Genomic DNA, 18,569 nt, shown 5'->3' with positions numbered 1-18,569 from the left:
TACGACGCGCCCAGGAACGGCACATGAATTCCCCAGGAAGGGCAAAGCAACGTTCACGCTTCAACATCCATCTTGTTGACGTGGCCCCGCCATCCGTACGTTCTGCGCCACCACGGCCCGACACCCCGTTCCGTGGTGGCACCGCGCACCCCCCACAGCCCTTCCCGGTTCACCCATCTCGTGGAGGACGTACGTTGCGCAGAACCATTTCCCTCACCGCCGTGGCCACCCTCGCCACGGCCGCTCTCGCCCTGGCCGCCCCCGTCGGCCAGGCGGCCCAGGCCACCACCTCGTCCCACGGCGTCGGCGTCGCGCACGCCTGCGCCGCCCCGACGAAGAAGGGCGAGATGGCCTGCAACGCCCTCAAGGTCACCTCGGGCACCCCGCAGTCGGCGCACGCCGAGAGCGGTCTGACCGCGGCCGCCGCACCCTCCGGCTACGGCCCCGCCTCGCTGCAGGCGGCGTACAACCTGCCCTCCGCGAGCGGCGGTTCGGGCCAGACGGTGGCGATCGTCGACGCCTACGACGACCCGAACGCCGAGTCCGACCTCGGCGTCTACCGCTCCCAGTACGGCCTGTCCGCCTGCACCACGGCCAACGGCTGCTTCAAGAAGGTGGACCAGAACGGCGGCACCAAGTACCCGCGCGGCAACTCCGGCTGGGCCGAGGAGATCTCCCTCGACCTCGACATGGTCAGCGCGGCCTGCCCGAACTGCAAGATCCTGCTGGTGGAGGCCAGTTCGTCCAGCATGACCAACCTGGGCACGGGCGTGAACACCGCCGTGAGGCTGGGCGCGAAGTTCGTCTCCAACAGCTACGGCGGCTCCGAGTCGTCCAGCGACGCGACCTACGACTCCAGCTACTTCAACCACCCGGGCGTGGCCATCACCGTCTCCTCCGGTGACAACGGCTACGGCGTCGAGTACCCGGCGGCGTCCAAGTACGTGACGGCGGTGGGCGGTACGTCCCTGACGACGGCCTCCAACAGCCGTGGCTGGACCGACACGGTGTGGAGCGGTGCGGGCTCCGGCTGCTCCTCCTACGACGCCAAGCCCAGCTGGCAGAAGGACTCCGGCTGTGCCAACCGCACGGTCGCGGACGTCTCGGCGGTCGCCGACCCCAACACCGGTGTCGCGGTGTACGACACCTACGGGCAGGGCTCCGGCTGGATGGTCTTCGGCGGCACCAGCGCCTCCTCCCCGCTGATCGCGGCGACCTACGCGCTGGCCGGCACCCCGTCCGCCGGCTCCTACCCGGCGTCCTTCCCGTACGCGCACACCTCGGCGCTGAACGACGTCACCAGCGGCTCCAACGGCAGCTGCGGCGGCTCGTACCTGTGCACCGGCACCACCGGGTACGACGGGCCGTCGGGACTCGGCACCCCGAACGGCACCGCCGCGTTCACCGGCTGAACTCTCCTATGAGCTGAGCCTGTTGGCCGTGTGCACCGCGCGGAGGACCGCCGCCGCCTTGTTGCGGCACTCCTGGTCCTCCGCCACCGGGTCGGAGTCGGCGACGATGCCGGCTCCGGCCTGCACGTATGCCGTGCCGTCCCGGAGCAGCGCCGTACGGATGGCGATCGCGGTGTCGGAGTCGCCCGCGAAGTCCAGATAGCCGACACAGCCGCCGTACAGGCCGCGCCGGGACGGCTCCAGTTCGTCGATGATCTGCATCGCGCGGGGCTTGGGGGCGCCGGAGAGGGTGCCCGCCGGGAAGCAGGCGGTCAGCACGTCGAAGGCGGTGCGGCCCTCGGCGACCTTGCCGGTGACGGTCGAGACGATGTGCATCACGTGCGAGTAGCGCTCGATGGACATGAAGTCGACCACCTCGACCGAGCCGGGCTCGCAGACCCGTCCCAGGTCGTTGCGGCCGAGGTCGACGAGCATCAGGTGCTCGGCGCGCTCCTTGGGATCGGCGAGCAGCTCCTCGGCGAGGGCCTGGTCCTGCTGCGGGGTGGTCCCGCGGGGCCGGGTGCCGGCGATGGGGTGGACCATCGCCCGCCCGTCCTCCACCTTCACCAGCGCCTCGGGGGAGGAGCCGACGACGTCGAAGCCCTCGAAGCGGAACAGGTACATGTACGGGGACGGGTTCGTGGCCCGCAGCACCCGGTAGACGTCCAGGGCGCTCGCGCTGCACGGGGTCTCGAAACGCTGGGACGGCACGACCTGGAAGGCCTCGCCCGCGCGGATGCGCTCCTTGATGTCCTCGACCGCCACCTGGAAGTCGGGGCCGCCCCACAGCGCGGTGTACTCGGGCAGCTCGGACGGCGGCAGCACGGCCGGGGGCTGGGCCACCGCGCGCGTGAGGTCGGCCTCCATGGCGTCGAGCCGGGCCACGGCGTCCGCGTAGGCCTCGTCCACGCCGGTGTCGAGGTCGTTGTGGTTGATCGCGTTGGCGATCAGCAGGACCGAGCCCTCCCAGTGGTCCATCACGGCGAGGTCGCTGGTCAGGAGCATGGTCAGCTCGGGCAGCCGCAGGTCGTCGCGCTCGCCCGGGCCGATCTTCTCCAGGCGGCGGACGATGTCGTAGCCCAGATAGCCGACCATGCCCCCGGTGAAGGGCGGCAGGCCGTCCTGGTGCGGGGTGTGCAGGGCCTGGATGGTGGCGTTCAGGGCCTTCAGCGGGTCGCCGTCGACCGGGACGCCGACCGGCGGGGTGCCGAGCCAGTGCGCCTGTCCGTCGCGTTCCGTCAGCGTCCCGGCGGACCGGACGCCGACGAACGAGTACCGGGACCAGGAGCGGCCGTTCTCCGCGGACTCCAGCAGGAAGGTGCCGGGGCGCTCGGCGGCCAGTTTGCGGTACAGCGCGACCGGGGTGTCGCCGTCGGCGAGGAGCTTGCGGGTCACCGGGATGACGCGCCGGTCGGTGGCGAGCTTGCGGAAGGTCTCGAGGTCCATGGCGGCCGACCTTACTGATCAGATGCCGGAGCGGCGGAACCGGCGTCGGTGTCGGCGTCCTTCAGGAGCACGTCCTCGTCGAAGCAGGTGCGCGCGCCGGTGTGGCAGGCCGCGCCCACCTGGTCGACCCTGACCAGGACGGTGTCGGCGTCGCAGTCCAGCGCGACCGACTTCACCCACTGGACGTGACCGGAGGTGTCGCCCTTGACCCAGTACTCCTGGCGGCTGCGCGACCAGTACGTGCAGCGGCCGGTGGTCAGCGTGCGGTGCAGCGCCTCGTCGTCCATCCAGCCGAGCATGAGCACCTCACCGGTGTCGTACTGCTGGGCGATGGCGGGCAGGAGGCCGTCCGCGCTGCGCTTGAGGCGGGCGGCGATCTCCGGGTCGAGGCTGCTGGGGGGGACACTGCGGCGCGAAGCGCCTCGATCAGGGGCGGTGGTCGGGCGACGGGCGGGAATCCCGGTCGTACTGGTCATGGGTGCCATTGTGCCGCGCGGGTACGACAGTGCCGGTGCCGTGTCCACTGCGCGGACGAGGCAGCTGGTCGTAGGCTGACCCCATGTCGACCTTCGCCAAGCGTGAACGGCTCCTGCTCGCCGACCTCTTGGAAACCGTCGGTCCGGACGCCGACACCCTCTGCGAGGGCTGGCGGACCCGGGACCTGGCCGCGCATGTCATCGTGCGCGAGCGGCGCCCGGACGCGGCCGGGGGCACGCTGATCAAGCAGCTCGCGCCGCGCCTGGAGAAGGTGATGGCCGAGTACACCGCGAAGCCGTACGAGGAGCTGATCCAGCTGATCCGTACCGGCCCGCCGCGCTTCTCCCCCTTCCAGCTCAAGCAGGTCGACGAGGCGGCCAACATCGTCGAGTTCTACGTCCACACCGAGGACGTCCGCCGCGCCCAGCCGGACTGGACCCCGCGCGAGCTCGACTCGGTCTTCCAGGACGCCCTGTGGTCCCGGCTGGAGCGCACGGCGCGCCTGGTGGCCCGGGGTGTGCCGACGGGTCTGGTGCTGCGCCGCCCGGACGGCCAGACGGCGGTGGCGCACCGCGGCGCACCGGTGGTGACGGTGACCGGCGAGCCGTCCGAGCTGCTGATGTTCGCCTTCGGCCGGCAGAACGCGGCCGAGGTGGAGGTCGAGGGCGAGGCGGACGCGATCACCAAGCTGAACGAGTCCAGGCAGCTCGGTATCTGAGTGTTTGACGGAGCTCAGCCCGGGAGTTCCGCGCGGCGCAGGGAGGGTACGGCGAGGGCGACGACCCCGCCGAGCCCGCAGACGCCGGCGCTGACGGCGTAGACCGGCCCGAGTCCCCAGGCACCGATCGCGGCGGCCGCGAACGGCATGGACAGCGGGGTGAGACCGAGGCTGATCAGGCTGGAGACGGAAGTGACGCGGCCCAGGTAGGCGGGGTCGGACCGGGTCTGCAGCAGGGCCCCGCACAGGGCGCCGCTGAGCCCGGTGAGCAGGCCGACGAGCAGGGCCGTACCGGCGGCCGCGGCCAGGGTGGGTACGAAGGCGAGGGCGCCGACGGCCACGGCCCCCACGGCACACGCCCACCCGGTGACCAGCCCGGCGCGCGGCAGCCGCCCCCGCACCGTCAGCAGCAGCGAGGCCGCTCCCGCGCCGACCCCGAACGCGGCCAGCACCCAGCCCATGCCGGAGGCGCCCCAGCCGCGCCGGTCGGCGAGCAGGGTCAGACCGACGTTCAGCGGGCCGACGAATCCGAGGTCGCCGAGGGCGATGGCCAGCATCAGCGGGGCGAGGACGCGGTGCCGGCGGATGTACCGCAGACCGGCGCGGAGCTCGCTCCAGGCGGTTCCGGCCACCTCGGGTGTGTCGTCCTTCGGCAGGTCCCGTATCCGCACCGAGAGCAGCAGGGGCACGGAGACGGCGATGAGCAGCCCGGCGAGGGCGAACGCGGCCGGGGCGCCGCCGACGGCCACGCCGAGCCCGCCGAGCGGGGCGCCGACCACGCTGGAGAACCGGATGGCGAGGCCCCGCATCCCCTGGACCCGGGCGAGCTGCCCCTTGTCGGTGAGGCGGACCGGCAGGGCGCCCACGGCGGGCATGAACACGGCGTCGACCGTGCCGAAGACCAGCGCCAGCAGGGCGAGCGGCCACAGCCCCGGGCTGGTGAGGAACAGCAGGGCGGCCACGGCGAGGACGGCCGCGCAGCGGACGGCGTCGCTGCCGATGACGACCCGGCGCGGCCCGAACCGGTCTGCGATCACCCCGCCGCCGAGCATCAGCACGGCCCGGGGCAGCGCGCTCGCCGACATCACGAGACCGGCCTGCGCCGGGGTTCCGGCCCGGACGGCGGCCCAGGACAGGGCGAGGTAGTAGACGCTGTCGCCCAGCATCGAGGAGGTGTAGGCGGCGAGCCAGCGCAGGACGTCGGGGTCGCGGTGGGCCTGCGGCGCGGTCGCCGACGGTGTGAGCGTGGCGGTCACGGGGGGGCCTCTCAGACGCGGAACGGGAAGCCGTACACGTGCAGCGCGACGTTCTCGCGCCCTTCGCTGTCGCCGGCGGCCTCACGGGCGCGCCCCTGCTCGTCGTAGCGCTTGAGCAGGTCGTGCAGGTCCTTCTTCAGCTCCGCGAGCTCTTCGGCGGTCAGCCTGAGCACTGCCTCGGAGTCGTGGGCGGCCCGGTTCCACTCGGGCCCCCAATGGGCGCGCTGATCGAGGTATCCGCGGTACATCTCGGCCCGCTGGTCCAGGAACAAGCGCGAGGCCGCGAGATGCGCCGCGACCTTCTCGGGGGCGTCCTGGAAGTCCTCGTCGCGGATGGAGACGCCTTCGGAGGACGGCTGCCACCAGCGCTCGCGCCCGTCCGCGCTGCGCGCCTCGGCCTCCTCCACCAGCCCGTGCTCGGCGAGCTTGCGCAGGTGGTAGCTGACCAGCGAGACCGCCTCGTCGACCTGTTCGGCGAGGTGCGAGGCGGTGGCGGCCTCGGCGACGAACAGCAGACGGTAGAGCTTCATGCGCAGCGGATGCGCGAGCGCCTTCAGGGTGCCCACATCCGTGATCCGGCGTTCCTCTGCACGAGCCATACCCCGAACCTAAATGCGAAAGAAAAGTTGCACAACAGATTTTGCGCAACTTCCCTTTCGTATCCGGCCAAGTTCAGCGCGGCGTCAGCGCACCGGATGCCCCGCCTCCCGCAGGGCCCGCTTCACCTCGCCGATGCGCAGGTCGCCGAAGTGGAAGACGGAGGCTGCCAGGACCGCGTCGGCGCCGGCGGCGATCGCCGGCGGGAAGTCGGCGAGCTTGCCGGCGCCGCCGGAGGCGATCACCGGGACGGTCACGTGCCCCCGGACCGCCGCGATCATCTCCAGGTCGTAGCCGTCCTTGGTGCCGTCCGCGTCCATGGAGTTCAGGAGGATCTCCCCGGCGCCCAGCTCGGCCGCCCGGTGGGCCCACTCGACGGCGTCGATGCCGGTGCCGCGCCGGCCGCCGTGCGTCGTGACCTCGAAGGAGCCCGACTCGGTCCGGCGGGCGTCCACCGACAGGACCAGGACCTGGCGGCCGAAGCGCTCCGCGATCTCCCGGATCAGCTCGGGACGCGCGATCGCCGCCGTGTTCACGCCCACCTTGTCGGCGCCCGCCCGCAGCAGCTTGTCCACGTCCTCGGCCGTACGGACGCCACCGCCGACCGTCAGCGGGATGAACACCTGCTCGGCGGTGCGCCGCACCACGTCGTACGTCGTCTCCCGGTTGCCCGAGGACGCGGTGATGTCCAGGAACGTCAGCTCGTCGGCGCCCTCGGCGTCGTACACCTTGGCCATCTCGACCGGGTCGCCCGCGTCGCGCAGGTTCTGGAAGTTGACGCCCTTGACGACCCGGCCGTTGTCCACGTCCAGGCAGGGGATGACTCGGACCGCCAGGGTCATGACTGCTCAGGCTCCTCTGAATGCTTCAAGTTCCACTTCCACCAGGATGCGCGGGTCGACGAAGCCCTCCACGACCAGCAGGGTCGAGACCGGGCGCACGGAGTCGAAGATCTCCTTGTGCGCCCGGCCGACGGCGTCGACGTCCCGCACATGGCTCAGGTACATCCGCGTACGGATGACCGAGTCGATCCCGAGTCCGAACTCGCCGATCGCCTCGACAGCGCTGGTGAAGGCCACCTTGGCCTGTTCGTACGGGTCGCCCTCGCCGTACAGCACGGTGCCCTTGAAGGACGTCGTGCCCGCCACCAGCACCCGGTCCCCCGCCGCGACGGCACGTGCGAAACCGAAGCTCTCTTCCCAGGGACTTCCGCTCTGCACGCGCCGCACGGCATCGCTCATGACGACACAGCCTCCAGTGCCTCTTCCAGGGTGAACGCCTTCGCGTACAGCGCCTTCCCGACGATGGAGCCCTCGACACCGAGGGGTACCAGCTCGGCGATGGCGCGCAGGTCGTCCAGGGACGACACGCCGCCGGAGGCCACGACCGGTCGGTCCGTCGCGGCGCAGACGTTCTTCAGCAGCTGGAGGTTCGGGCCCTGGAGGGTGCCGTCCTTGGCGATGTCGGTGACGACGTAGCGGGCGCAGCCCTCCTTGTCGAGGCGCTCCAGCGTCTCGTAGAGGTCGCCGCCGTCGCGGGTCCAGCCGCGGCCGCGCAGGGTCGTGCCGCGCACGTCCAGGCCGACGGCGATCTTGTCGCCGTGCTCGGCGATCACCTTGGCGACCCACTCGGGGGTCTCCAGGGCGGCCGTGCCGAGGTTCACGCGGGTGCAGCCGGTGGCCAGGGCGGCGGCCAGCGAGGCGTCGTCGCGGATGCCGCCGGACAGCTCCACCTTGATGTCCATCGCCCCGGTGACCTCGGCGATCAGCTCGCGGTTGTCGCCGGTGCCGAAGGCCGCGTCCAGATCGACCAGGTGCAGCCACTCGGCGCCCGAGCGCTGCCAGGCGAGGGCGGCCTCCAGCGGGGAGCCGTAGGAGGTCTCGGTCCCGGACTCGCCGTGCACGAGGCGGACGGCCTGGCCGTCGCGGACGTCGACGGCGGGGAGGAGTTCGAGCTTGGCCATGGTCTACAGGGTTCCGATCCAGTTGGTGAGGAGCTGGGCGCCGGCGTCGCCGGACTTCTCGGGGTGGAACTGCGTGGCCCACAGGGCGCCGTTCTCCACGGCGGCCACGAACGGCTTGCCGTGCGTCGACCAGGTCACCTTGGGGGCCGCGATCACCGGGTTGTGCGACTCCAGCTGCCAGTCGTGGACGGCGTAGGAGTGCACGAAGTAGAAGCGGGCGTCGGCGTCGAGGCCGGCGAACAGCTCCGAGTCGGCGGGGGCCTCGACGGTGTTCCAGCCCATGTGGGGCACGACGTCGGCCTGGAGCGGTGCGACCGTGCCGGGCCACTCGTCCAGGCCCTCGGCCTCCACGCCGTGCTCGATGCCGCGCGCGAACAGGATCTGCATGCCGACGCAGATGCCCATCACGGGCCGGCCTCCGGACAGCCGGCGGTCCACCACCCAGTCACCGCGGGCGGCGCGCAGCCCCTGCATACAGGCGGCGAAGGCGCCCACGCCCGGCACGAGCAGTCCCTCGGCGTTCATCGCCCTGTCGAAGTCACGCGTGATCTCGACATCGGCGCCCACGCGCGCGAGGGCACGTTCGGCGGACCGGACGTTGCCGAAGCCGTAGTCGAAGACCACGACCTTCTTGCTGCCACTGCTCAATTCCACACCCCCAGCCGCATGACGCCCGCGACCAGGCACATGGCCGCGCCGATCGAGAGCAGCACGATGAGGCTCGTCGGCATCTTCTGCTTGACGAAGGAGATGATGCCGCCGGCCAGGAAGAGACCGACGACGATCAGGAGGGTCGACAGACCGTTCATGGCTTTACAGCGCGCCCTTCGTGGAGGGGAGGATGCCGGCCGCGCGCGGGTCGCGCTCGGAGGCGTAGCGCAGCGCCCGGGCCAGCGCCTTGAACTGGCACTCCACGATGTGGTGCGCGTTGCGTCCGTACGGCACGTGCACGTGCAGCGCGATCTGCGCCTGGGCGACGAAGGACTCCAGTATGTGCCGGGTCATCGTGGTGTCGTACTCGCCGATCATGGGCGCCATGTTCTCGGGCTCGGTGTGCACGAGGTAGGGGCGGCCGGACAGGTCGACGGTCACCTGGGCGAGGGACTCGTCCAGCGGGACCGTGCAGTTGCCGAAGCGGTAGATCCCCACCTTGTCGCCGAGCGCCTGCTTGAAGGCGGCGCCGAGCGCGAGGGCGGTGTCCTCGATGGTGTGGTGGGAGTCGATGTGCAGGTCGCCGTCGGTCTTCACGGTCAGGTCGAACAGGCCGTGCCGGCCGAGCTGGTCGAGCATGTGGTCGTAGAAGCCGACGCCGGTGGCGATGTCGGTTCTGCCGGTGCCGTCGAGGTCGATCTCGACCAGGACGGAGGTCTCCTTCGTCGTACGCTCCACGCGTCCTACGCGGCTCATGCCTTACAGCTCCTTCTTCACGTCACGGACCGCGTCGAGGAACGCGTCGTTCTCCTCCGGGGTGCCGGCGGACACCCGCAGCCACCCCGGTACGCCGTTGTCCCGGACCAGGACGCCCCGGTCGAGGATCTTCTGCCAGGCCTCGTGGGCGTTCGTGAACCGGCCGAACTGCACGAAGTTCGCGTCGGACTCGGTGACCTCGTAGCCGATCGCGCGCAGCTCGGCGACCAGCCGGTCCCGCTCCGCCTTCAGCTGCTCGACGTAGCCCAGCAGGGTGTCGGTGTGCTCCAGGGCGGCCAGGGCGGTCGCCTGGGTGATCGCCGACAGGTGGTACGGCAGCCGGACGAGCTGGACGGCGTCCACGACCGCCGGGTCGGCGGCGAGATAGCCGAGGCGCAGGCCCGCCGCGCCGAACGCCTTGGACATCGTGCGGGAGACGACCAGGTTCGGGCGCCCTTCCAGCAGCGGCAGCAGCGAGTCGCCGTGGCTGAACTCGATGTACGCCTCGTCCACGATCACCATCGACGGCTTGGCCGCCTGCGCCGCCTCGAACAGCGCGAGGACCGTCTCCGGCGGCACCGCGTTGCCCGTGGGGTTGTTGGGGGTGGTGATGAAGACGACGTCCGGCCTGTGCTCGGCGATCGCCTCGACGGCCGCCGCGACGTCGATCGTGAAGTCCTCGTTGCGCGGCCCCGAGATCCAGCCCGTGCCGGTGCCGCGCGCGATGAGCGCGTGCATCGAGTACGACGGCTCGAAGCCGATGGCCGTGCGGCCCGGCCCGCCGAAGGTCTGCAGCAGCTGCTGGATGACCTCGTTGGAGCCGTTGGCGGCCCACACGTTCTCGATGCCGAGCGGGTACCCGCCGGTCCTCGTCAGGTACTTGGCCAGCTCGGTGCGCAGCTGGACCGCGTCCCGGTCGGGGTAGCGGTTCAGGTCGCGGGCGGCCTCGCGCACCCGCTCCGCGATCCGCTCGACCAGCGGCTCGGGCAGCGGGTAGGGGTTCTCGTTGGTGTTCAGCCGTACGGGGACGTCCAACTGGGGCGCGCCGTAAGGGGACTTGCCGCGCAGCTCGTCCCGTACGGGGAGATCGTCGATGCGGGTCACTTGCTCTCGGGTACCTTCCAGCCGAACCTCGCCTTGATCGCGGCGCCGTGCGCCGGCAGGTCCTCCGCCTCCGCCAGCGTCACCACGTGAGGGGCGACCTCGGCGAGCGCGTCCCTCGTGTAGTCCACGATGTGGATGCCACGCAGGAAGGACTGGACGGACAGGCCCGAGGAGTGGCAGGCGCAGCCGCCGGTGGGCAGGACGTGGTTGGACCCGGCCGCGTAGTCGCCGAGCGAGACCGGCGCCCAGGGGCCGATGAAGATCGCGCCCGCGTTCTTGACCCGGTCGGCCACGGCGGCCGCGTCGGCGGTCTGGATCTCCAGGTGCTCGGCACCGTAGGCGTCGACCACGCGCAGACCTTCCTCGACGCCGTCGACCAGCACGATCGCGGACTGCCGGCCCTTGAGCGCGGGCACGATCCGGTCCTCCACGTGCTTGGTGGCCGCGACCTGCGGCTGAAGCTCCTTCTCCACCGCGTCCGCCAGCTCGACGGAGTCGGTGACCAGCACGGCCGCGGCCAGCGGGTCGTGCTCGGCCTGGCTGATCAGGTCCGAGGCCACGTGCACCGGGTCGGCGGTGTCGTCCGCGAGGACGGCGATCTCGGTCGGGCCGGCCTCGGCGTCGATGCCGATCCTGCCGGTGAAGAAGCGCTTGGCGGCGGCGACCCAGATGTTGCCGGGGCCGGTGACCATGTTGGCCGGCGGGCAGGACTCGGTGCCGTAGGCGAACATCGCGACCGCCGTGGCGCCGCCGGCCGCGTAGACCTCGTCCACGCCGAGCAGCGCGCAGGCGGCGAGGATCGTCGGGTGCGGGAGCCCGCCGAACTCAGCCTGTGGCGGAGAGGCGAGCGCGATCGACCCGACCCCGGCCTCCTGGGCCGGTACGGCGTTCATGATCACGGAGGACGGGTACACGGACCGGCCGCCCGGCGCGTACAGCCCGACCCGCTCGACCGGCACCCACTTCTCGGTCACCGAGCCGCCGGGTACCACCTGGGTGGTGTGGGTGCTGCGGCGCTGCTCGCGGTGGACCAGGCGGGCGCGGCGGATGGACTCCTCCAGCGCGGCGCGCACGGCGGGGTCGAGGGCCTCGAGCGCGTCGGTGAGCGCCTGGGCCGGGACACGGACGGATTCCAGCCGTACTCCGTCGAACTTCTCGGCGAAGTCGATCAGCGCCGCGTCGCCACGATGATGCACGGCCTCGCAGATCGGGCGCACCTTCTCCAGGGCGGCCGATACGTCGAAGTCGGCTCGGGGCAGCAGGTCGCGCAGGGCGGGGCCCTCGGGAAGGGCGTCGCCGCGCAGATCGATTCGGGAAATCACAGTCCCAATTCTCTCAGACCGCCGTCGCGAGCCGTGGGCGCGTATCAATGGCTGATACAGAACGTGGCGGAACTCGGAAGATCTTCTTCACCTCTAGTGTTCCGGCAGTCACTGAGCGGGCATGAACGGCTGTACGAAAGCACTGGACCGGGAGAGGACAAAGGTGACCGAGGGGGCCGGCATCGTCGCCGGGGACCTGCCGGACGAGCTGACCGCGGCCGAGGCGGGCATGTGGCAGGCCTTCCGCAACGGCAGCGTGTACGACCTGGGCTGCGGGGACGCCGTGGTGGACGATCCGCACGGCGGACACCCCTGGGGTCCGGAGCGCACGGTGCGGGCGCGGATCGTGGCCTGGCTGCTGCTGGACGGCCCGCCGGCGCTCGCGGGCCGGGTGTCCTCGCTGAAGCTGACCGGTGTGCGGATCGCCGGCACGCTGGACCTCTCGGGCGGCACCGTACAGCCGTACGTCGAGCTGCGCGGCTGCCGCTTCGACGAGGAGGTCCTGCTGCCGGAGGCCCGCTTCACGACGTTGCGCATGGTGGACTGCGCGGTGCCCCGGCTGGAGGCGGCCCGGGTGCACACCGAGGGCGACCTGCATCTGCCGCGCTGCCGGTTCCAGAACGGCGCCCGGCTGACGGACGCGCACATCGGCACCGACCTGATGCTCAACGAGGCGGTGGTGTACCGGGACCGCAGCGGGCGGTCGATCTCAGCGGACGGCATGACCGTGGGCCAGGACCTGCAGGCGGAGATGCTGCAGTCGCACGGCGAGCTGCGGCTGCGCGGCGCCAAGGTCGGCGTGTCGCTCAGCCTGCGCGGCGCGAACCTGGACAACCCCTACTCCCGCTACGCCCTGAACGCGCCCCAGCTGACCGTCGAGCGCACCCTGTACCTGACCCCGGCCGGCGTGGGCAGCCCGCTGCTGAGCGGCACGACACCGGCGCGCGGGACGCGGATCCAGCGCTTCGAGTGCCGGGGCGGGATCCGGCTGGACGACGGGCGGTTCGGGGACGCCGTCGACTTCGAACGGGCCCGGTTCACCCTCACCGACGACCAGGAGCTGTCGCTGCGCCGGGTGCACGCGTCGGAGCTGCGCTTCCTCGGGGACGGGCCGCAGCGCGGCAAGGTGGTGCTGTCCGGAGCGCGGATCGTCAACCTGGTGGACCGGGCGGCGAGCTGGCCGGGCCCCGGCAATCTGCACATGGGCGGCTTCGTGTACGAGAACCTCGTCCCGCGCGGCCCGTTCCCGCTGAACGGCCGGCTGGACTGGGTCGCGGCGGCCACCGCCGAGTACGCCCCGGAGCCGTACGAGCGGCTGGCGGCGGTGCTGCGGGCCGCCGGGGAGGACGAGGACGCGCGGGAGGTGCTGCTCGCCAAGCAGCGCCGGCGCCGCGAGACGCTGCCGCCGGCCGCGAAGGTCTGGGGGTACGTCCAGGACTGGACGGTCGCCTACGGCTACCGGCCCGGCCGGGCCGCGGTGTGGATGGCGGTGCTGTGGGCGGCGGGCACGCTGGCGTTCGCCCACGCGGCCCATCCGCCGATGAACCATGACGCCCACCCGTACTGGAGTCCGGCCCTGTTCACCCTGGACCTGCTGCTGCCGGTGATCGACCTGGGCCAGGTAGGCCAGTGGCAGCTGAGCGGCGGCTGGCAGTGGCTGGCGGCGGTGATGATCCTGCTCGGCTGGATCCTGGCCACGACGGTGGCGGCGGGGGCGACCCGGCTGCTGCGGCGGAGCTGACGGGGACGCGGACGGGGAGGGGGACGGGGACGGGAACTAACCCGACAAAAGTCGAACAGTCACCCTTTACCGGTCCTTGACCCTGGACCGTACAACTTTCCGCGACTTCCCCACACCCTCTGGCGCGCCGCCGACCTGCGGTCTTTCAATGGTCGGCACCATGGTTGCGCTTCCCCCGTTCATCCGCCCGACCCGGATGACCAAACGCTCCGCGCGCCCGGCCGGCCGACCGCCGACCGGGGACGAGGTCGTGCTCGACGCACCCGACGACCGGCTCTCCCCGGCACTGGTCGGGGCCGGCCGGGGCGAGTACCGGGCCGCCGCCGATCTGCTCGCGACCACCCGCGGCGGCGCCGAGTGGGAGAACCACGACCGGTACGCCCGGCGCCTGGCCGCCTTCGCCCGCTCGCGCCCCGAGTGGTTCGAGACCTGGCGCGCGCACGCCCCCGACGACCCCGGCGCGCTGCTGGTCGGGGCACAGCTGGCGGTGGACCGCGCCTGGCCCTCCCCGGCCCGCGTCGAGCTGCTGCGCGAGGTCAGCCCGCTGATCACCGCCGCTGCCCGCGCCGACGACCGCGACCCGGTGCCCTGGCGGATCGCGCTGGACCACGCGCGTGGCTCGCGCGCCGGGCACCGCTACTTCGAGGAGCTGTGGGAGGCGGCGGTGCGGCGCGCCCCGCACCACTACGGCTGCCACGTGGCCGCCCTGCGCTACCTCGCCACCTTCCGGCGCGGCTCCCACGGCGCCTGCTTCGACTTCGCCGAGCGGGCCGCCCAGGACGCCCCCGCCGACTCGCCCGTCCAGGCGCTGCCGGCCCGGGCCGCCTTCGGCTACCTGACCGACGGCCGCGGTCCCGAGGTGCCGCGCGTCCGTCTGCACGCGGCCGCCGACCGCGCGATCGCGCTCTCCGCGCGCTTCCCGGCGGCCGACCCCTCGCCCGCCGAGATCCGCAACAAGCTCCTGTACGTCCTGATGCGCCTGGACCGCTGGGAGGACGCCCGCGACCAGCTGCGCGTGATCGGCCCGTATGCCACGTCCTTCCCCTGGGAGCGGTTCTCCGAGGATCCGCTCGGGCACTTCCTGCGGCTGCGCGAGCACCTGCTGACGGCGGCCTGCCCGCCCGCCCCGGCCGGGCTGATGCCGGCCTTCCCGGACCATGTCGGCGACCACGGCGGACACGCCGGTGCCGGTGACCACTAGGCTGGTGCGTCGTGACCACCGTCCGTCTCCCGCTCTTCCCGCTGAACACGGTGCTGTTCCCGGGGCTCGTGCTGCCGCTGAACGTCTTCGAGGAGCGCTATCGCGCGATGATGCGCGAGTTGCTCAAGACACCGGAGGACGAGCCGCGCCGGTTCGCCGTCGTGGCCATCCGTGACGGCTACGAGGTGGCGCCGAGCGCCCCCGGCATGCCGGACCCCACGGCACAGCCCGACCGGGGACCGGCCGCGGGCTTCGGCCCGGACCCCCTCAAGGCCTTCCAGGGGGTCGGGTGTGTGGCGGACGCGGCGACCGTCCGGGAGCGGGCCGACGGCACGTTCGAGGTGCTGGCGACGGGCACGACCCGGGTACGGCTGCTGTCCGTCGACGCGTCGGGCCCGTTCCTGACGGCGGAGCTGGAGGAACTGCCGGAGGAGCCGGGCGACGAGGCGGGTGCGCTGGCCGAGGGGGTGCTGCGCTCCTTCCGCCAGTACCAGAAGCGGCTGGCGGGCGCCCGCGAGCGCTCGCTGTCGACGGGCGCGGAGCTGCCCGACGACCCGTCGGTGGTCTCCTATCTGGTGGCGGCGGCGATGGTGCACGACACGCCTACCAAGCAGCGGCTTCTCCAGGCCCCCGACACCGCGTCCCGGCTCCGTGACGAGCTGAAACTCCTTCGCGCCGAGACGGCCATCATCCGTAGTCTTCCGTCGCTGCCCGCGTTCGAGCTGACGCGGGCGCCGACGAGCCTGAACTGAGGGAAGACGGCAGATGGCGAAGAAGCCGAAGAAGCAGCAGCAGTCCGGGGGCACCCCCGCCACGGTCGCCCTGTCCTCGGCCGGCGTGGCCTTCACGGTGCACTCCTACGACCACGACCCCTCCCACCCCTCCTACGGCGAGGAGGCGGCGGAGGCGATGGGCGTGTCCCCCGACCGCGTCTTCAAGACCCTGGTGGCCGACGTCGACGGCGCCCTGACCGTGGCGGTGGTCCCGGTGTCGGGCTCCCTGGACCTGAAGGCCCTCGCGGCCGCGGTGGGCGGCAAGCGGGCGACGATGGCCGACCCGGCGCTCGCCGAGCGGACGACGGGGTACGTGCGGGGCGGCATCTCGCCCCTCGGCCAGCGCAAGAGACTGCCGACGGTCCTGGACGACTCGGCCGAGGCCCACGAGACGATCTGTGTGTCGGCGGGCCGGCGGGGCCTCGAGGTGGAACTGGCTCCGACGGACCTGGCGAAGCTGACGGGCGCGGTGCTGGCGCCCGTCGGGCGGGGCTGAAACGGCCCGGGGCGCAGCCCCGGACTACGACTGCGGGTACGGCACCTCGGGGTCGCGCGGCCCGAACAGCGCCGTGAGCCCGAGGTGGACCAGCAACGCACCCAGCGGCCAGGCCAGCAGCGCCCCCTTGGCCCCCAGCTTCAGCGGCGCCGGGAAGGTGACGCCCTTCCCCACCTGCTTGGCGTGCGCCAGCACGTCGGACATGGGTCCCAGCCACATCCCCAGCCGCCACGCCACCACCGAACCGAGCAGCGCCCCGAGCCCGAGTGCCGCCACGACCGGCACGCCCCCGCGCCGGCGCAGCAGAAAGACGGCCACCGCGCTGACGAGCCCGAACCCCAGCCCCAGCAGGGCGAACGTGCCGTCCACCCCCACCGCCTGCTCACCCTCGCTGTCCTTGAGGTACACGACCCAGCTGTTGTCGGCCACGTCGCCGACCAGCGGCACATGCGGCGCCAGCCACCACCACAGCAGCCCCAGCAGTACCCCGGCCAACGCCATGGCCACCGTTATGACGGCGGCGTCCCGCAGTTCGGTCTTCATCCCGGGGCCGTCCTGTTCGTACCCGCCCAAGTCCGGCGCGCCGGCAGGCGGCGGCGCCTGCCGGACATCGTGTGCGGAGTTCTCGTGCGGTGGTGGAGTCAGCGGTGCGGTCACCCTGACATCGTGCCAGGTCGCCTTGTGGGCCGCGTCACCGGACGGCGGCCCTGCGGTACGCCCGGGCCGCCACGGCCAGCGAGACGACTCCGACACCCGCGCACACCCCCAGGTCGACCAGGACGGCGGCCCAGTCCGGATGGGCCCCGAAGGTGCGGGCGTACGCCTCCACACCGTACGTCGACGGCAGCAGGTCCCGCGCCAGCCGTACGAGCTCCGGCATCCGGTCGGCCGGCAGCACACCCAGCAGCAGCGCCGCCGACATGCCCAGCTGCCCGAGCAGCGTGGCCAGCTCCGGCCGCGGCGCGAGCAGTCCGCAGGCGGCGCCGAGCCCGGACAGCGCGGCGCCGGCGAGCGGGATCACGGCCAGCAGGATCCACAGATTGCCGAGCGGCAGTCCGAACAGGACGCACCCGAAGACGGCGGTCACCAGCGTCCCCGGCACGGTGAAGGAGGCGTACGCCGCCGCCGCGCCCAGCACCACGGCCGCGGGCGGCACCGGCAGGGTGGCGTAGTGGTCGAGCCCGCCGCTCGCCCGCAGCTGCCCGAAGTACTGCGACAGCAGGTTCAGCGCGACGTACGCGACGACCAGCACCGACGACCCCGCCACCACGGACTGGGCCTCGCTGCCGCTGTCGACGACACCCCGCATCATCACGGCGATGCCGACGGACTGGAAGGTGGCCACGAACAGCAGCGGGATCCGGGCCACCCGGGCCCTGGACAGCTGCGCCCGGTAGACGGCCGCCAGCGACGGCCACAGCCGCGCGGCCGGCCCGAGCTCGGCCGCGCCCCGTGCCGTCTCCGGCACGGCCGGGGCACCGCCCGGCAGAACCTCCGCGGGTACGACACTCACGTCGAGCTGCTCCTCTTCCCTACGGCAGTCGCGCAGACCGGCGTACAGACCCATACGCACCGTACGTCCGCCGCGCTCACGCCTTCACCAATCCCTGCCGGGCCGCACCGCCGAGCGCCAGGTAGACGTCCTCCAGGCTGGGCGTGGCGAGCGTGAAGTCGTCCAGGGCGGCGAAGGCGGCCCCGCCGGTCACGGTGGCGACGGCGGCGCGGGCCTCCTCGGGCGCGAGCCGCAGCGTCCAGCGCCGGCCGGACTCCACGGCACGCTCGCGCAGGGCGGCGACCTCGGGCACCTGAAGCGGCGCCCTCTCCCGCCACACCAGCTCGACCCGCACCTCCCCGGCGACCCGTTCCTTCAGCCCGGCCGGGGTGTCACAGGCGATCACCCGGCCCTGGTCGACGACGGCGACCCGGTCCAGCACGGTCTCGGCCTCGATGACGTTGTGGGTGACCAGCAGCACGGTCGTACCGTGCTCGGCGCGCCGCCGGTCCACGGCCGCCCAGACCGCGCGCCGGGCCACCGGGTCCATGCCGGTGGTCGGCTCGTCCAGCACGAGCAGCGGCCGCCGGCCGACCAGGGCGGCGGCGAGGCAGGCGAGCCGCCGCTGCCCGCCGGACAGCTTCTTCAGCGCCCGCCCGGCGATCGGCGTGAGCCCCAGCTCCTCCAGGACGGCGTCCCGCTCGGCGCGGGCCCGGCGCACGTCCAGGCCGCGCAGGCGGCCGGTGGTCTCGGCGGCGAGGGAGACGGTCAGCTCGTCCAACGCCGAGGACTCCTGCCCCAGGTAGGCGAGGAGGCGCGCGGCCCGCTCCGGGTGCCTGACGATGTCGTGCCCGAGGATCTCGATGCTGCCGGTGTCCGGCCGCAGCAGGCCGGTGAGCTGCCGTACGAGCGTGGACTTGCCGGCGCCGTTCGGCCCCAGCAGCCCGAAGACCTCGCCGCGCCGCACGTCCAGCTCGACCTCGTCGGTGGCCCGCACCTCGGGGGTGCCGGGCGCACCGCGCCGCCCCTTCACGGCCGGATAGGTCTTGTTGAGCCCGCGCACGCGTACGACCTCGTCATACCGAGATGCCTGTTCCGCGCGCGTACTCACAAGGGACGAGGGTA

Annotated in this window: 21 protein-coding genes; 6 read left to right on the top strand and 15 right to left on the bottom strand. The window is 72.5% G+C overall.

The annotated features are described in order from the left end of the window. Positions 1 to 194: 194 nt before the first annotated feature. Positions 195 to 1,412 (top strand): S53 family peptidase, encoded by a 1,218-nt coding sequence (locus tag ACWDEN_RS13900; RefSeq protein WP_351616763.1) that lies wholly within the window; start codon positions 195 to 197, stop codon positions 1,410 to 1,412. 6 nt (positions 1,413 to 1,418) lie between these two features. On the opposite strand, the gene ACWDEN_RS13895 is transcribed toward ACWDEN_RS13900, so the two are convergent. Both ACWDEN_RS13895 and hisI read right to left on the bottom strand, forming a co-directional pair. Further along, positions 1,419 to 2,897: an anthranilate synthase component I gene (locus tag ACWDEN_RS13895; RefSeq protein WP_351616761.1), complete on the bottom strand. Its 1,479-nt coding sequence runs from the start codon at positions 2,895 to 2,897 to the stop codon at positions 1,419 to 1,421. Between the two features lie 11 nt (positions 2,898 to 2,908). Next, positions 2,909 to 3,373 (bottom strand): phosphoribosyl-AMP cyclohydrolase, encoded by a 465-nt coding sequence (gene hisI / locus ACWDEN_RS13890; RefSeq protein ID WP_351616758.1) that lies wholly within the window; start codon positions 3,371 to 3,373, stop codon positions 2,909 to 2,911. Positions 3,374 to 3,456: 83 nt separating this feature from the next. Between hisI and ACWDEN_RS13885 the strand changes: the two genes are divergently transcribed. Beyond that, positions 3,457 to 4,092 (top strand): TIGR03085 family metal-binding protein, encoded by a 636-nt coding sequence (locus ACWDEN_RS13885; RefSeq protein WP_351616755.1) that lies wholly within the window; start codon positions 3,457 to 3,459, stop codon positions 4,090 to 4,092. 14 nt (positions 4,093 to 4,106) lie between these two features. Here ACWDEN_RS13885 and ACWDEN_RS13880 read toward each other — a convergent pair whose 3' ends face one another. The 10 genes from ACWDEN_RS13880 to hisD all read right to left on the bottom strand — a co-directional run bounded on the left by ACWDEN_RS13880 (position 4,107) and on the right by hisD (position 11,741). After that, entirely contained in the window at positions 4,107 to 5,348 is a 1,242-nt protein-coding gene (locus ACWDEN_RS13880) for an MFS transporter (RefSeq protein ID WP_450859025.1), read from the bottom strand. 11 nt (positions 5,349 to 5,359) lie between these two features. Next, positions 5,360 to 5,947, bottom strand: a complete 588-nt coding sequence (locus ACWDEN_RS13875; protein WP_450859023.1) for an ArsR/SmtB family transcription factor — start codon at positions 5,945 to 5,947, stop codon at positions 5,360 to 5,362. Positions 5,948 to 6,031: 84 nt separating this feature from the next. After that, complete coding sequence (gene hisF, locus ACWDEN_RS13870) at positions 6,032 to 6,787, bottom strand: imidazole glycerol phosphate synthase subunit HisF (protein ID WP_351616748.1); 756 nt, start codon at positions 6,785 to 6,787, stop codon at positions 6,032 to 6,034. A 6-nt stretch (positions 6,788 to 6,793) separates the two neighbouring features. Beyond that, on the bottom strand, positions 6,794 to 7,186 hold the full coding sequence (locus ACWDEN_RS13865) for a RidA family protein (RefSeq protein ID WP_351616745.1): 393 nt from the start codon (positions 7,184 to 7,186) through the stop codon (positions 6,794 to 6,796). Next, on the bottom strand, positions 7,183 to 7,908 hold the full coding sequence (priA, locus tag ACWDEN_RS13860; protein ID WP_450859020.1) for a bifunctional 1-(5-phosphoribosyl)-5-((5-phosphoribosylamino)methylideneamino)imidazole-4-carboxamide isomerase/phosphoribosylanthranilate isomerase PriA: 726 nt from the start codon (positions 7,906 to 7,908) through the stop codon (positions 7,183 to 7,185). Before priA ends, ACWDEN_RS13865 begins: the two co-directional genes overlap by 4 nt. 3 nt (positions 7,909 to 7,911) lie before the next feature. Beyond that, positions 7,912 to 8,562 carry an imidazole glycerol phosphate synthase subunit HisH gene (gene hisH, locus ACWDEN_RS13855; RefSeq protein WP_351616740.1) on the bottom strand — a complete coding sequence of 217 codons (651 nt, stop codon included), beginning with the start codon at positions 8,560 to 8,562 and terminating at the stop codon, positions 7,912 to 7,914. After that, positions 8,553 to 8,717 carry a hypothetical protein gene (locus tag ACWDEN_RS13850; RefSeq protein WP_228622673.1) on the bottom strand — a complete coding sequence of 55 codons (165 nt, stop codon included), beginning with the start codon at positions 8,715 to 8,717 and terminating at the stop codon, positions 8,553 to 8,555. Before ACWDEN_RS13850 ends, hisH begins: the two co-directional genes overlap by 10 nt. Before the next feature lie 4 nt (positions 8,718 to 8,721). After that, positions 8,722 to 9,315, bottom strand: coding sequence for an imidazoleglycerol-phosphate dehydratase HisB (gene hisB, locus ACWDEN_RS13845; RefSeq protein WP_030783530.1), 594 nt, complete (start codon positions 9,313 to 9,315; stop codon positions 8,722 to 8,724). A gap of 3 nt (positions 9,316 to 9,318) precedes the next feature. Beyond that, positions 9,319 to 10,419, bottom strand: a complete 1,101-nt coding sequence (locus tag ACWDEN_RS13840; RefSeq protein WP_450859017.1) for a histidinol-phosphate transaminase — start codon at positions 10,417 to 10,419, stop codon at positions 9,319 to 9,321. Beyond that, positions 10,416 to 11,741, bottom strand: coding sequence for a histidinol dehydrogenase (hisD, locus tag ACWDEN_RS13835; RefSeq protein ID WP_351616734.1), 1,326 nt, complete (start codon positions 11,739 to 11,741; stop codon positions 10,416 to 10,418). The genes ACWDEN_RS13840 and hisD overlap by 4 nt, the downstream gene beginning before the upstream one ends. Positions 11,742 to 11,904: 163 nt before the next feature. Here hisD and ACWDEN_RS13830 point away from each other — a divergent pair, with 163 nt between their 5' ends. From ACWDEN_RS13830 to ybaK, 4 genes are all read left to right on the top strand, one after another. Beyond that, the gene (locus ACWDEN_RS13830; protein WP_351616731.1) at positions 11,905 to 13,482 is read left to right on the top strand and encodes an oxidoreductase; all 1,578 of its coding nucleotides are present in this window, start codon (positions 11,905 to 11,907) and stop codon (positions 13,480 to 13,482) included. A gap of 148 nt (positions 13,483 to 13,630) precedes the next feature. Further along, the gene (locus tag ACWDEN_RS13825) at positions 13,631 to 14,683 is read left to right on the top strand and encodes a hypothetical protein (RefSeq protein ID WP_450859014.1); all 1,053 of its coding nucleotides are present in this window, start codon (positions 13,631 to 13,633) and stop codon (positions 14,681 to 14,683) included. An 11-nt stretch (positions 14,684 to 14,694) separates the two neighbouring features. Then, positions 14,695 to 15,435 (top strand): LON peptidase substrate-binding domain-containing protein, encoded by a 741-nt coding sequence (locus tag ACWDEN_RS13820; protein WP_351616727.1) that lies wholly within the window; start codon positions 14,695 to 14,697, stop codon positions 15,433 to 15,435. Between the two features lie 13 nt (positions 15,436 to 15,448). Continuing rightward, complete coding sequence (ybaK, locus tag ACWDEN_RS13815; protein WP_450859012.1) at positions 15,449 to 15,952, top strand: Cys-tRNA(Pro) deacylase; 504 nt, start codon at positions 15,449 to 15,451, stop codon at positions 15,950 to 15,952. 24 nt (positions 15,953 to 15,976) lie between these two features. On the opposite strand, the gene ACWDEN_RS13810 is transcribed toward ybaK, so the two are convergent. From ACWDEN_RS13810 to ACWDEN_RS13800, 3 genes are all read right to left on the bottom strand, one after another. Further along, on the bottom strand, positions 15,977 to 16,609 hold the full coding sequence (locus tag ACWDEN_RS13810; protein ID WP_450859010.1) for an AAA family ATPase: 633 nt from the start codon (positions 16,607 to 16,609) through the stop codon (positions 15,977 to 15,979). A 34-nt stretch (positions 16,610 to 16,643) separates the two neighbouring features. After that, on the bottom strand, positions 16,644 to 17,465 hold the full coding sequence (locus tag ACWDEN_RS13805) for an ABC transporter permease (protein ID WP_450859008.1): 822 nt from the start codon (positions 17,463 to 17,465) through the stop codon (positions 16,644 to 16,646). A 76-nt stretch (positions 17,466 to 17,541) separates the two neighbouring features. Continuing rightward, positions 17,542 to 18,555: an ABC transporter ATP-binding protein gene (locus tag ACWDEN_RS13800; protein ID WP_351616719.1), complete on the bottom strand. Its 1,014-nt coding sequence runs from the start codon at positions 18,553 to 18,555 to the stop codon at positions 17,542 to 17,544. Between the last annotated feature and the right edge of the window lie 14 nt (positions 18,556 to 18,569).

Source organism: Streptomyces sp. NPDC001153, assembly GCF_053598315.1.
Note: the sequence above shows the minus strand (reverse complement) of the source record. Positions and strands in the feature narration are given on the sequence as shown.